General features: G+C 60.8%; 15 protein-coding genes. 7 read left to right on the top strand and 8 right to left on the bottom strand.

Features of this window, described 5'->3' with window-relative positions; translation table 11 throughout:
- Positions 1 to 116: 116 nt before the first annotated feature.
- Genes ACIF4X_RS23170 through ACIF4X_RS23160 form a run of 3 tightly spaced genes read right to left on the bottom strand, consistent with a single transcriptional unit; the run spans position 117 to position 2698 of the window.
- Positions 117 to 1298, bottom strand: a complete 1182-nt coding sequence (locus ACIF4X_RS23170) for an acetyl-CoA C-acetyltransferase (RefSeq protein ID WP_397483879.1) — start codon at positions 1296 to 1298, stop codon at positions 117 to 119.
- Between the two features lie 11 nt (positions 1299 to 1309).
- On the bottom strand, positions 1310 to 1975 hold the full coding sequence (locus ACIF4X_RS23165; protein ID WP_397483878.1) for a CoA transferase subunit B: 666 nt from the start codon (positions 1973 to 1975) through the stop codon (positions 1310 to 1312).
- Positions 1976 to 1999: 24 nt separating this feature from the next.
- Complete coding sequence (locus tag ACIF4X_RS23160; RefSeq protein ID WP_016983257.1) at positions 2000 to 2698, bottom strand: CoA transferase subunit A; 699 nt, start codon at positions 2696 to 2698, stop codon at positions 2000 to 2002.
- 177 nt (positions 2699 to 2875) lie between these two features.
- On the opposite strand from ACIF4X_RS23160, the gene ACIF4X_RS23155 reads away from it, so the two are divergent.
- Positions 2876 to 3763 carry a LysR substrate-binding domain-containing protein gene (locus ACIF4X_RS23155; protein ID WP_397483877.1) on the top strand — a complete coding sequence of 296 codons (888 nt, stop codon included), beginning with the start codon at positions 2876 to 2878 and terminating at the stop codon, positions 3761 to 3763.
- Positions 3764 to 4079: 316 nt separating this feature from the next.
- Here ACIF4X_RS23155 and ACIF4X_RS23150 read toward each other — a convergent pair whose 3' ends face one another.
- Together ACIF4X_RS23150 and ACIF4X_RS23145 are read right to left on the bottom strand one after the other, a co-directional pair.
- Positions 4080 to 4922 (bottom strand): NAD-dependent protein deacetylase, encoded by an 843-nt coding sequence (locus tag ACIF4X_RS23150; RefSeq protein WP_397483876.1) that lies wholly within the window; start codon positions 4920 to 4922, stop codon positions 4080 to 4082.
- A 55-nt stretch (positions 4923 to 4977) separates the two neighbouring features.
- Entirely contained in the window at positions 4978 to 6024 is a 1047-nt protein-coding gene (locus ACIF4X_RS23145) for a class I SAM-dependent methyltransferase (RefSeq protein ID WP_102902879.1), read from the bottom strand.
- A gap of 328 nt (positions 6025 to 6352) precedes the next feature.
- Here ACIF4X_RS23145 and ACIF4X_RS23140 point away from each other — a divergent pair, with 328 nt between their 5' ends.
- Entirely contained in the window at positions 6353 to 7192 is an 840-nt protein-coding gene (locus ACIF4X_RS23140; RefSeq protein WP_397483875.1) for a DUF692 domain-containing protein, read from the top strand.
- A complete protein-coding gene (locus ACIF4X_RS23135) occupies positions 7185 to 7937 on the top strand; it encodes a DUF2063 domain-containing protein (RefSeq protein ID WP_397483874.1) in 753 nt (250 codons plus the stop codon). Before ACIF4X_RS23140 ends, ACIF4X_RS23135 begins: the two co-directional genes overlap by 8 nt.
- Positions 7938 to 7999: 62 nt before the next feature.
- On the opposite strand, the gene ACIF4X_RS23130 is transcribed toward ACIF4X_RS23135, so the two are convergent.
- Both ACIF4X_RS23130 and ACIF4X_RS23125 read right to left on the bottom strand, forming a co-directional pair.
- Positions 8000 to 9307, bottom strand: coding sequence for an ATP-binding protein (locus ACIF4X_RS23130; protein ID WP_397483873.1), 1308 nt, complete (start codon positions 9305 to 9307; stop codon positions 8000 to 8002).
- Positions 9304 to 10044, bottom strand: coding sequence for a response regulator (locus ACIF4X_RS23125; protein WP_007919579.1), 741 nt, complete (start codon positions 10042 to 10044; stop codon positions 9304 to 9306). The genes ACIF4X_RS23130 and ACIF4X_RS23125 overlap by 4 nt, the downstream gene beginning before the upstream one ends.
- 297 nt (positions 10045 to 10341) lie before the next feature.
- On the opposite strand from ACIF4X_RS23125, the gene ACIF4X_RS23120 reads away from it, so the two are divergent.
- From ACIF4X_RS23120 to ACIF4X_RS23110, 3 genes are read left to right on the top strand one after another with little or no spacing between them, the layout of a single operon-like run.
- A complete protein-coding gene (locus tag ACIF4X_RS23120; RefSeq protein WP_397483872.1) occupies positions 10342 to 10605 on the top strand; it encodes a DUF2790 domain-containing protein in 264 nt (87 codons plus the stop codon).
- A 29-nt stretch (positions 10606 to 10634) separates the two neighbouring features.
- Entirely contained in the window at positions 10635 to 10889 is a 255-nt protein-coding gene (locus ACIF4X_RS23115) for a hypothetical protein (protein WP_397483871.1), read from the top strand.
- A 37-nt stretch (positions 10890 to 10926) separates the two neighbouring features.
- Positions 10927 to 12138 (top strand): cytochrome c biogenesis protein DipZ, encoded by a 1212-nt coding sequence (locus ACIF4X_RS23110; protein WP_397483870.1) that lies wholly within the window; start codon positions 10927 to 10929, stop codon positions 12136 to 12138.
- Positions 12139 to 12155: 17 nt separating this feature from the next.
- On the opposite strand, the gene ACIF4X_RS23105 is transcribed toward ACIF4X_RS23110, so the two are convergent.
- Positions 12156 to 12617, bottom strand: coding sequence for a GNAT family N-acetyltransferase (locus ACIF4X_RS23105; protein ID WP_397483869.1), 462 nt, complete (start codon positions 12615 to 12617; stop codon positions 12156 to 12158).
- Between the two features lie 225 nt (positions 12618 to 12842).
- On the opposite strand from ACIF4X_RS23105, the gene ACIF4X_RS23100 reads away from it, so the two are divergent.
- Positions 12843 to 13115, top strand: coding sequence for a DUF4242 domain-containing protein (locus ACIF4X_RS23100; protein ID WP_180699504.1), 273 nt, complete (start codon positions 12843 to 12845; stop codon positions 13113 to 13115).
- Positions 13116 to 13136: the final 21 nt, after the last annotated feature.

Genomic DNA, 13136 nt, shown 5'->3' with positions numbered 1-13136 from the left:
TTCAACGCACTTTTCGAACAGGCAAAAAAACACCCGGTGTAACGCAAGTCGCACCGGGTTTTTGTTGCCAGCAAGCGGCGGATGTCGTGGATCCGCCATTCACTGTTGAACTCTGGTTATGCGCGTTCCAGCGCCAGCGCCACACCCTGACCGCCACCGATGCACAGGGTCGCCAGACCCTTTTTCGCATCACGCTTGATCATTTCATGCAGCAGCGTTACCAGCACGCGGCAACCTGATGCACCGATCGGATGGCCCAACGCGATGGCGCCGCCGTTGACGTTGACCTTGTCCAGATCCCATTGCAGATCCTTGGCCACTGCCAGTGATTGCGCGGCGAAGGCTTCGTTGGCTTCGATCAGGTCGAGCTGGCCGATGTCCCAGCCAGCCTTGTCGAGGCAGCGGCGGGTCGCCGATACCGGACCGATGCCCATGATCGCCGGGTCAACACCCGCGTTGGCATAAGCGGCGATGGTGGCCAGTACGGGCAGGCCGAGGGACTTGGCTTTTTCTGCGCTCATCAAAATCACGGCGGCGGCGCCATCGTTCAGCGAGGAGGCGTTACCCGCAGTGACGCTGCCATCCTTCTTGAACGCCGGGCGCAGTTTCGCCAGGGATTCGGCAGTGGTGTCGCCACGCGGTTGCTCGTCGACCTTGAAAGCAACAGGGTCACCCTTGCGCTGTGGAATCAGGATCGGGGTGATCTCATCGACAAAGCGACCGGCCTCAATGGCGGCAGCGGCCTTCTGCTGAGAAGCGGCGGCGAAAGCATCTTGCTGTTCACGGCTGATGGCGTATTTATCGACGAGGTTCTCGGCGGTGATGCCCATGTGGTAGTCGTTGAACGCATCCCACAAGCCATCACTGATCATGGTGTCGACGATTTGCGCGTGGCCCATGCGCAGACCGGTGCGTGCGCCCGGCATCACGTAGTTGGACAGGCTCATGTTTTCCTGGCCACCGGCGATGATCACGTCAGCGTCGCCGCAACGGATCGCCTGCGCACCGAGGTGCAGGGCCTTGAGGCCCGAACCACACACCTTGTTCAGGGTCATGGCGGGTACGGCGTGAGGCAGGCCAGCCTTGACCGCAGCCTGACGCGCCGGGTTCTGGCCGGCGCCGGCGGTCAACACCTGGCCCATGATCACTTCATCGACCTGCGCACCGTCCAGGCCGGTTTGTTCGAGCAATTGGCGGATCACCGCCGCGCCCAGATCAACGGCGGACACGCTGGCCAGCGAACCCTGGAAACTGCCGATCGCGGTACGCGTGGCGGCAACAATTACGACGTCTTGCATTTTCGAATTCCTCACTGGGCAGCGAACTGCATTTCCGGTACGTGATCCGGGACGATCAGTTTACCAGCGGTTTTGGCGACGATTTCCTCGACGCTGACGCCAGGTGCGCGTTCCTTGAGGACAAAAGCGCCATTTTCGATTTCCAGGTAAGCGAGGTCGGTCAGCACACGCTTGATGCAGCCGGCGCCAGTCAGCGGCAGGCTGCACTTGCTGAGCAATTTCGACTCACCGTCCTTGGAGGCGTGGGTCATGATCACGATGATGTTGTCGGCGCCGGCCACCAGATCCATCGCGCCGCCCATGCCCTTGACCAGTTTGCCGGGGATCATCCACGAGGCGATGTTGCCTTCGACGTCGACTTCGAATGCGCCAAGCACGGTCAGGTCGACATGGCCACCGCGGATCATCGCGAAGGATTCGGCAGAGTTGAAAATCGACGCACCGATGCGTGCGGTTACGGTCTGTTTGCCGGCGTTGATCATGTCGGCATCGATGGTGTCTTCAGTCGGAAACGGGCCCATGCCGAGCAGGCCGTTTTCCGATTGCAGCATGACTTCCATGCCGTCGGGAATGTAGTTGGCGACCAGGGTCGGAATGCCGATGCCGAGGTTCACATAAAAGCCGTCCTGCATTTCGCGGGCGACGCGCTGAGCCATTTGTTCGCGGGAAAGTGCCATGTTTTTATTCTCCGTCAGCCTGAATTATTTGCGGATGGTGCGCTGTTCGATGCGTTTTTCGAACGTGCCGCAAATGACCCGATCGACGTAGATGCCAGGGGTGTGGATCTGCGAAGGGTCGAGTTCGCCGGGTTCGACGATTTCTTCGACTTCAACCACGGTGATCTTGCCGGCGGTGGCGGCCAGCGGGTTGAAGTTCTGCGCGGTGTGACGGTAGATGACGTTGCCGAAGTGGTCGGCTTTCCAGCCTTTGACGATGGCGAAGTCGCCGGTGATGGATTCTTCCATCAGGTACTTGCGACCTTTGAACTCACGCACTTCCTTGCCCTCTGCGACCGGGGTGCCGACGCCGGTGGCGGTGAAGAAGGCCGGAATGCCGGCGCCGCCTGCGCGCATTTTCTCGGCGAGGGTGCCTTGCGGGGTCAGGATGACTTCGATGTCGCCCTTGAGCAGTTGCTCTTCGAACAGCTTGTTTTCGCCGACGTAGGAGGCGATGACTTTGCTGATCTGGCGGTCGGTGAGCAGCACGCCGAGGCCGAAACCGTCGACGCCGCAATTGTTGGAGACGACGGTGAGGTCGCGGGTGCCTTTGCGCTTGATCTCGGCGATCAGGTTTTCCGGAATACCGCACAGACCAAAGCCGCCGGCGATAACGGTCATGCCGTCTTCCAGTCCGGCGAGGGCTTCCTCGTAGGAACTCACGCGCTTGTCGAAACCTGCCATATGCACCTCTTTTATTATTTGCGGGCGGCTGGCTAGCCGAATGGTTGGAGTGTCGCGCTGGAGAATATATTTGTTAAGTTGATTTTTAAGGTTGATTGATAGATAAAACTCAATAGTCGCGTTATGGCGGCTGCTTTGATCGTTCCCACGATGCGCCGAAGATCCTGAGGCTTCAGTATGACCATCAAACAGATCCGCGCCTTCCTCGCCGTGGCGCAAAGCCTGAGTTTCGCCGTGGCTTGCGAGCGGCTGCACCTGTCGCAATCGGCGTTGAGCCTGACCATCAAAGCGCTGGAGGAGGGCCTGGGCGGCCGCCTGTTCAGCCGCAACACCCGCAATGTGGCGCTGACCGCAGAAGGTGAGTCGCTGCTGCCATTGGCCCGGCGCCTGATCGCGGACTGGGACAACGCCGAAGACGAAATACGTCAGCGCTTCAGCCTGCAACGCGGGCGGGTGACGCTGGCGGCGATGCCGTCGTTTGCCGGCAACCTGTTGCCACCGATCCTCAAAACGTTTCGTGCGCGCTATCCGAACGTCAATGTCACGGTCAACGACGTGATCAATGAGCAGGTGTTGGAGATGGTGCGCGATCGTCAGGTTGAACTGGGGGTGGCGTTTGAGCCGATGCAAAACACGTCGATGACGTTTACGCCGCTGTACAGGGATCGCTTCGTCGCGGTGGTGTCGAAGGATTCGCCGCTGGCGCAGCGCACTGAGATCGACTGGCAGACGTTGTTGCAGGAGCCGTTCATCACGTTGCAGCGGCCCTCGACGGTGCGGGTGATGCTCGAAGAGCACTTGCAGGCGCGGGGCATGAAGTTGCCGGTGGAGTTTGAAAGCCATCAATTGGCAACGGTCGGGCGGATGGTCGCCAGTGGGCTGGGTGTCAGCGCCGTCCCGGCGTTGTGTGCCGGGCAGATGCAGGAGTTGGGCGCCCATTGCCTGACGCTGGATGATTCGGTGGAGCGGGCCATCGGCGTGCTGACCGAGCCGGGCAATGAACTGTCGGCAGCGGCGCAGGCGTTGTTCGATATTCTCCAGGCGGAAGATCTCGGGCGACTGTGAGATTTACCCCCTCACCCCAACCCTCTCCCCCAAGGGGGCGAGGGGGAAGGGAGCTGATCGGGGGCATTTCAGAAACTGGGTCCGACTCCAAATTTCCAGGTCGATATATCGCCCATCAACAACTCGGTCAGTTCCCTCTGCCTTGGGAGAGGACTAGGGGGAAAGGGAGCCGATCGTGGGCATTTCAGAAAGTGGGCTCGACTCAGCATTTCCAGGTCGCAGTATTCAGCCCTGACAACTCGGTCAGTTCCCTCTCCCGTGGGAGAGGGCTAGGGTGAGGGGCTTGGATCCTGAGTCGAGCACAGAGTGCAGCCATTCACCGGTCCAGACCCCTCGCCAACAACGGCAACAGCTGTTCACACGACGCTTCAATCTTCAAGTCCAGCAAATCATCCGCGCGGGTCTTGCCCAGATTGATCGCAATCAACGGTTTGCCGCGATCGGCAATCACCCGGCACAAACGAAACGCCGAATACGCCATCAACGAAGACCCCACCACCAACATCCCTGCCGCATTTTCGGCCGCTGCCATTGCCCGAGCCGCCGTGGGCTGCGCGACGTTCTCGCCGAAAAACACCACGTCCGGTTTCATTCGTTCACCGGCGCAATGCGGGCAATGCGGCACCTGAAAACGCGCCTCGAACGCCGGGTCGAGCAGGGTGTCGCCGTCCGGCGCCTGCACCGCATCGACGCCGGCCAGATACGGATTGTGCAATTCCATCAGTTGTTGAATCGCGTCGCGTTCACTGCGCTGACCGCAGTCCAGGCACAACACCCGGTGCAGGCTGCCGTGCAGTTCGATCACATCGTGACTGCCGGCCTGATCGTGCAGGGTGTCGACGTTCTGAGTGATCAAGTCGCTGATCAGCCCTTGGCGCTGCAAACTGGCCAACGCTTCGTGCGCAGCATTCGGCTGCGCCTGACGCACCCTCGGCCAACCCAGCATGGCCCGCGCCCAGTAGCGGCGGCGTGATTCAGCGGCGGCCAGAAACTCCTGATACATCATCGGTTGTCGGCCACGGCGTACACCGTCGCGGTCGCGGTAATCCGGAATCCCCGACGGCGTGCTGATGCCGGCCCCGGTCAATACGATGAAGTCGCCATCAGCCATCACCTCTTGCAGGGTGTCGAGGTGTTCGCGGGTCGGGCTGTCGAGCATGGTCAGCGCTCCGGGGAAGGACGATGCCAGCAGGTTAGCACGCGACCCGCGCAGGTTACTTGCGCGCCTCCAGAATCAGATTGAACGGCGTTTGCGTGGCCCGACGGAACTGCTTGAACCCGGCCTCGACAAACACTTTGCGCAGACGCATTTCCCCTGCCTGCGCGCCCAGGCCCAGGCCGACTTCCTGCGACAGCGAGTTCGGTGTGCAGATAAACGTCGAGGCGGCGTAGAACAGCCGTCCGACCGGGTTGATGTTGTCGTCCAGCGTGTCGTTGGCGAACGGTTCGACCAGCAACACCGTGCCGTCGTCTTTCAGCGAGTCATAGGCGTGACGCGCGGCGCCGACCGGGTCGCCCATGTCGTGCAGGCAGTCGAAATAGCAGATCAGGTCGTAGTCGTTGCCGGGGTAGCTCTTTGCCGAGCCCTGGAAAAACTTCGCCCGGCTGCTGACGCCGCCTTCCTCGGCGCGTTGGGTGGCAACGGTGATCGACGGCGCGTGATAGTCGTAGCCGACGAAGCGCGAGTTGGGAAACGCCTGCGCCATGATCACCGTCGAGGCGCCGTGGCCGCAGCCGATGTCGGCGACTTTGGCGCCTTCTTCAAGCTTGGCCACGACACCGTCCAGCGCCGGCAGCCATTCGGCGATCAGGTGACCTTTGTAGCCGGGCCGGAAAAAGCGTTCCGTGCCGGTGAACATGCACGGATGGTGATCGCCCCAAGGCAGGGCGCCGTTACCGCGCATGGCTTTGACCAGTTTGTCCTTGTCGTGGAAAAACGACGCCACCACCCCGAGACCACCGGCGACGTAGACCGGCGAGTCTTCGACGGCCAACGCCAGCGCCTGTTCTTCCGGTAAACGGAACTGGCCGTCGTGGTGCTCCATATAGCCGGACGCCGCGTGAGCGCTGAGCCATTCGCGCACCAGACGCGGATTGCAGGTGGTTTTCGCGGCGAGGGCATCGGCACTGATTGGCTGACTGTCGGCCATGGCCCGGTACAAGCCGAGCTCTTCGCCGACGATGACATTGGCCAGCATCGCCGCACCGCCCATGTCGTTGACCAGTTTGCCCATGAATTGGTTGAGCTTCGCCTCGTCCATCACGTGTGCTCCTGAAACAGGATCACAGTCCGGCGGCGTCGAAGGTCGAGGCGTGCGCCACCGGGCGGTGGTCGCGGAGTTGGGCAGGGCACGGCTGACGCCCTGCGTCCCCCTCGACTGGGTAATAAAGGAGTCTAGCCCCGGTCCGGGCGTGACGCTGTATTTGTGAACACTGAAAAAACTGTGGGAGCTGTTTGATGAAGATTGAGTATCACTGTGTATCGCGGTGGTTGGAGGATACACAGGGCTGCAAACGTCCGGTCAGTTGCACACAGCCGTGATACAGGCGTCGATTCCACTGGGTAGACCCACCCATCGAGGTTTCCCCATGCAAATTCCTCAATCATCAACGCCACCCAGCGTCGGCCTCGGCCTGCGCCGTGGCCTGCTGAAAGACCTGCAAGCTGCCCGCACCGGCGATTTCGACTTTCTCGAAGTCGCTCCGGAAAACTGGATCGGCGTCGGCGGCGCCCATGGCGCGGCGTTGCGTGAACTGGCCGAACGCTACCCGTTGTCCTGTCACGGTTTGTCGTTGTCACTCGGCGGGCCGGCGCCGCTGGATATCGGGTTCTTGCACGAAGTGCGGGTGTTTCTCGACCGTTACAATGTGCCGCTCTACAGCGAACACCTGAGTTATTGCAGCGATGACGGGCATCTCTATGATTTGCTGCCATTGCCGTTCACCGAAGAAGCGGTGCATCACGTCGCTGCGCGCATCCGTCAGGCTCAGGACATTCTCGGCCGGCGTCTGGCCGTGGAAAACGTCTCCTACTACGCCGCGCCGCGTCAGGACATGGACGAAGTGACCTTCACCAACGCCGTGCTGCGCGAGGCCGATTGCGACCTGCTGCTGGACGTCAACAATGTCTACGTCAACGCGATCAACCACGGATTTGATCCGCAAGCATTTTTAGCCGGTATCGAGCCAGGCCGGGTGGTCGGCATGCATGTGGCCGGACATTTCGATGAGTCCGACACGCTGAAAATCGACACCCATGGCGCCTCGGTGAAGCCGGCGGTCTGGGCATTGCTGGCCGAGGCCTACGCACGATTTGACGCGCAACCCACTTTGTTGGAGCGGGATTTCAACTTCCCGGCCTTTTCCGAGCTGGTTACCGAATTGCAGACCATTCGCCACTTGCAAGCGGGGGGACGCCATCGTGGATAACCTGACGTTGCAACAACAGGCACTGACCCGGTATTTGCGTGATCCCGAACACCGGTCGCCACCGGCCGACATGAACGTGGCGCGGGTCAACGTCTATCGCGATCTGGTGTTCAACAACGTATCGCAACTGTTAAGCGGTACGTTTCCGGTGTTGATCCGGATTATCGGGGAGCAACGCTGGCACTTGCTGGTGCGAGGGTTCTTGCGCGACTGGCGGGCGCAGACCCCGAAATTTGGAGAGATTGCCGAAACGTTTCTCGACTTCCTCGCTTCGCCACCGCAAGTGTTGCGCGAGGGTGAGTGGCCGGCGTTTTTACTGGAGCTGGCGCATTACGAATGGGTTGAGATGGTCTTGCAGCAATCGGATGCCCAAGCGCTGCCGCCGACCGATCCGGCGCTGTTGCTGGAACGCCCACTGCAAATCTCGGCGTTGGTCTGGCCTCTGGCGTATGTCTGGCCGGTGCATGAACTCGATCCGGACAATCAGCCCGCCACGCCACCGGGGCAACCGACGTTTTTGCTGGTGCGGCGCACGGCAGACTGGAGTGTGAAGTTTTCCGAACTGAGCCCGCTGGCCTGGCGCTTGTTACAGCGCATCACCGAGTTTGCACCGCTGACAGGGCGCGAGCAGCTGCAAGCTCTGGCGCAGGAGGCCGGGCAGTCCGCCAGCAATTCGTTCATGGACAACGGCCTGATGTTGTTGCGGCAGATGCATGAGGACCAGGTGATCGGTCTGGCATCTTGAATACTTAAACCGCGCCGCACACTGTGGGAGCAAGCTCGCTCCCACAGGGCTTTTCGCTGTTATCAGGAGTGCAGGGGGAGTTTCAGTTCCGCACACAACCCGCCACCGTCGCGGTTGCTCAAGGTCAGTGAGCCGCCCAACGCCATGGCCAGTTGCTGGGCGATGGCCAGTCCCAGCCCGGTGCCGCCGGTATCGCGATTGCGCGAGTTTTCCACGCGGTAGAACGGTTGCAGCACTTGCGCCAGTTCGGATTCAGCGATGCCCGGCCCACGGTCCATCACGGTGATCGCCAGGCTGCCCTTGTTGGCTTCAACCCAGACTTCGGCGGCGCCGGCGAATTTCAGCGCGTTGTCGGTCAGGTTCACCAGAACACGGCGCAAGGCATGGGGCCGAGTGTCGATGACCGCCGCGCTCTTGCCAACCAGGTTCACCTGCTTGCCCATGTCCTGATAGTCGAACACCAGGCTTTCGAGGAAGGAATCCATGTTGGTGCGGCGGCTTTCCTCGGTCGAGCCATGGATGCTGCGGGCATAAGCCACGCCTTCGCGTACCAGATGCTCCATCTCGCTGAGGTCATTCCACAGTTTGTCTTTCTCGGCGGAGTCGTCCATGAACTCGGCGCGCAGCTTCATTCGCGTGATCGGGGTTTGCAGGTCATGGGAAATCGCCGCCAGCAGTTGCATGCGCTCTTTGAGGTAGGCAGCGATGCGCGCCTGCATCGTGTTGAATGCACGCGCGGCGTAGACCACTTCGGTGGGGCCGCTTTCGTCGAGATTGATCGGGTGGGCGTTGGGGTCGAGGGTTTCCACGGCGTCGGCCAGCCGGGTCAACGGGCGGACCGCAATGCGCACCGCCAGCCAGGTACAGGCGAGCATCAGCGCCAGTTGGCCGAGCAGGACCGCCGGCAACCACGGTGACAACGGGACCATGGCGGGACGCACGTCGATGGTCACCGGACTGCCGTCACTCAGGCGCAGATGGCCCTGAAAGTGTTTCTTCGGCCCGGGAATGTCGGTGAAGGTCAGCGGATAGCGTTCACCAATGGCTTCGGTGATCGAGGTGACAGCCACCGGAACATCACTGGCTTCGATCGGCGTGCCCGGTTCACCTTCGCTCAACAGGTAACCGTAGTTGGCTCGCGCCAGACGTTTGAGCCAGTCGGGACGCTCTGCGGCAGGCAGGCGATCAAGGATCGCAATCGAGGTCGAAACGTCGGTCTCGAGATTGCCGAGCATGGTGTTCTTGGCGCTCTGGTAACGCTCGTAATACTGCGCACCGAACGACAGCGCCTGGGCGAGCAGCAGGCCGATCAGGAAAATCAGCGACAGGCGCGAGGCGAGGGTGCGCGGCCAGTGCAGATTGATGCTCATGCCGGGGCACCGAGAATCTCGACCGGCAGCGAGAACACGTAACCTTCGCTGCGCACGGTCTTGATGTAGGCCGGCTCGCGCGCATCATCAAGCAGACGCTGACGCAAACGGCTGACCAGCAAATCGATCGAGCGATCAAACAGATCGGCGTCGCGGCCCTGCGTCAGGTTGAGCAGTTGATCGCGGCTGAGCACCCGTTGCGGGTGATCGAGGAACACTCGCAGCAAGCGGTATTCGGCGCCGCTGAGGGCGACCATGGTGCCGTCCTTGTCGAGCAAGTGGCGGGCTGAGGTGTCCAGTTGCCAACGGCCGAAAGCCAACAAGCGACCGGCTTCGGTGACCACCAGATTCGGCGGCAGCATGCGCGTGCGACGCAGCACAGCGTTGATCCGCGCGAGCAATTCGCGGGCAGCGAACGGTTTGGTCAGGTAATCGTCGGCGCCCATTTCCAGGCCGATGATGCGGTCGGTTTCATCGTTGCGCGCGGTCAGCATCAACACTGGCGTGGCCTTGTGTTTGCCCACGCGCAGTTCACGGCATAACTGCAGGCCATCGTCGCCGGGCATCATGATGTCGAGCACAATCAGGTCGACGGTGTTGGCTTCAAGAAAGCTGCGCATCTGCCGGCCATCGGCGACCACCGTGGTGCGCAGGCCGTTTTTCTTCAGGTAGTTGCCGACCAGTTCGCGGATCTCGCGGTCGTCGTCGACGATGAGAATGTGATCGACATGATCCATCGGGTTCGAGCCTCTATCAAAGGGGAATGCCGAGCAGTCTATCGAGCCTCGGGCGGCTCGCCTGCCTGCCTTTGTATTGCAGTGTATCTGCCGTGACAACGGATACATGAGCACGCAAAAACGCGGTTTTTTCAGGGTTTTGTATCGCTGTGTATCCCCCGCTGGCCGGGATACACAGCGATTGAAACACGCCTGTTCCTGACACAGACGCGATACCTCGCGAGCCTCAAATAGGCTCCATCGAGGCCCACACCGATCGCCTCGGCTCAAACCCACTGAAGCCTTGAGGAACACGCCATGAACAACAAATCCGTAATCGCCGCCTGCCTGTTTGCCGCCCTGAACATCTGCACGCTGTCGGCCCGCGCCGAAGCCGATGTCACCCCGCAAACCTACACCTACGGCACTCACCTGGATATCCAGAAAGTGATCTCGCTGAAACAGGACAACTCAGTGAATTGCGGGATTGTCGAGGCGCGCATGACCTACCTCGATTCGGCCGGTCAGACCCGCGTGCTCGATTACAGCAAATTCGCTGACGGCTGCAACAACGACAACTAAGCCATCACTCTTTATAGAAGGAAACAGCCATGAACAACGTATCGCGCTTTTTGACCGTCATCGCCTTCTCACTGGCCGGTGTCGCTGCCCATGCAAACGCTGCGGTTGAACAGCATAGCTGCCACAGCGGCACCTGCTTCCAGCTGACACCGGTGGCCAAGCAGGGCAGCGACGGCCAGATTGCAGCGGACGGCGCCAGCCGCACGCCGCAGGGCCAGATGTTTGCTGCAGACGGTTCCAGTCGCACGCCGCAGAGCCATTGGCTGGAAAGCCAGAACGTTTGAATGGCCTGTCACATTCATTGATCAAGGGTGACTCACTATGTACCTCATCGCATTCCTCGGCGGTCTGCTGACCGTGCTCAGCCCCTGCATCCTGCCGGTGGTCCCGTTTCTGTTTGCCGGCGCCCAACGTAGCCGCGCTTCGATACTGTTGACCCTCGGCGGCATGGCCCTGACCTTCGCGCTGATCTCCAGCCTGGCGGTGGTCAGCAGTGAATGGGTGATTCAAGCCAGCAACAGCGGCCGTTACGTCGCGCTGATTGTGATGAGCGTGTTCGCCCTGTCGCTGATCTCGGCGCGTATCGGCGACTGGCTGACACGTCCCTTCGTGATGCTCGGCAATCGTCTCGACCCGGATACCCGGAAAAAGGCCGGGCCGTTGAGCTCGATCATGCTTGGCGTGGCTACAGGGCTGCTGTGGGCACCGTGCGCCGGGCCGATTCTTGGCGTGATCCTCACCGGTGCCATGCTGCAAGGCGCCAACGCGCAGACCAGCCTGTTGCTGCTGGCCTACGGCGCCGGCAGTGCCTTGTCGCTGGGCACGTTGATCTTTACCGGGCGCGGCTTGGTCAATCGCCTGAAACCGTCAATCCCGTTCACCGGTTGGTTGCGCCGTGGTGCCGGTGTTGCGGTACTCGCGACGGCGGCGGTCATTGCCACCGGCTTCGATAAAACCTTGCTGGCAAACACGTCCTCCCAAGGTGTGGCCAGCGTCGAAAAAAGCGTGTTGGAGAACGTGCCAAAAGTGGTCGACTACTTCATCAGCAAAGTCCGCGCGGACTCGCCGATGGAGGAGGGCAAAGGCGCGATGCCGTCGTTGGCCGGCGCAGTGCAATGGCTGAACTCGCCAGAACTGAGCGCTGAATCCGTGCGCGGCAAAGTTGTACTGGTGGATTTCTGGACCTACGACTGCATCAACTGCCAGCACACCCTGCCGTACGTCAAAGAATGGGCGAAGAAATACGAGAAGGACGGCCTGGTGGTGATCGGCGTGCACACCCCGGAATACGGCTATGAGCGGATCATCGACAACGTCAAGGATCAGGTGAAAAAGCTCGGCATCACCTACCCGGTGGCCATCGACAACAACTATGCGATCTGGCGCAACTTCGACAATCAATACTGGCCGGCGCATTACCTGATCGACGCCAAAGGCCAGGTGCGTTACAGCCACTTCGGCGAAGGTCGTTACGAAACGCAGGAGCAGATGATCCAGCAGTTGCTCAAGGAGGCGAAGGCGCCTGCCGCTTGATCAGCAAAACCAATGGCTCAGAGGTCGCGGACTATGAGCCATTGTTCGTTGTCCCAGGCGCGAAAGCGCTCCAGGACTTGCCAGCCGCGCTTGGCGTAGTAGTCCTGCTTGTTTTGTGTGTGCAAATAAAGACGTGTAAACCCGCAGTCTTTCGCCTTCTTGCAAACCCCTTCAATCAAGCGTTCCGCCAGACCTTGCCCGCGCGCTTCAGGGCTGACGAACACGCAGGCCAGCCATGGGCCGAGCTCGGGACGCAGGGGGAGGTCATCGCGTGCCAGCGCGGCGCCGCCGACCAGATGTTCACCGTCCATGGCGATCAGGCAGGACCAGTCGCCATTGCTTTGGCCCTCGGCAAATTCACGCTGCCACTCGTCCAGCGGGTGGTCGACGTATTCGTAGGGGAATTGTTGGTGGATCCATTGAGCATAACGGTCGCTGTGGTGCAGGTGATGCGCGAGCCAATCGATTTGCAGTGACATCAGTCGAGTCCGTTCCAGAAGCGAGAACGCATCAGAAACCAATCCCGGGACGTTGGCAATTTTCTAGGTGTTCCAGAGGCTTTACAGATTTCCACCGCTCATCGGCAAACCCCCGGTTTTACGGAGTTGACAGACGATTGGCAGGGACGCCGGGCGGTCTCGGCGCGATAGTGCAGGAGCAGGGTCACTGCCGGCCTTGCCACATAACAAGAGCGCGAGGTTGCCATGCCGAAATTCGTGATTGAACGCGAGATTCCAGGGGCCGGAAAGCTGTCGCAAGCAGAACTTCAGGCTGTGTCGCAAACGTCGTGTCAGGCGTTGCGCGAACTTGGGCCGCAGGTGCAGTGGCTGCAGAGTTACGTCACCGCTGACAAAGTCTATTGCGTGTACATCGCACCAGACGAAGAGCAGGTCCGCGAACACGCCAGGCTCGGTGGGTTTCCTGCCAACAGTGTGGCGCGTGTGGTGACGGTCATCGATCCGACCACGGCCGAATGATCACCGGCCCAACCTGCAGCG

It is taken from the genome of Pseudomonas sp. NPDC085632 (assembly GCF_044541255.1).
GTDB lineage: Bacteria > Pseudomonadota > Gammaproteobacteria > Pseudomonadales > Pseudomonadaceae > Aquipseudomonas.
Note: the sequence above shows the minus strand (reverse complement) of the source record. Positions and strands in the feature narration are given on the sequence as shown.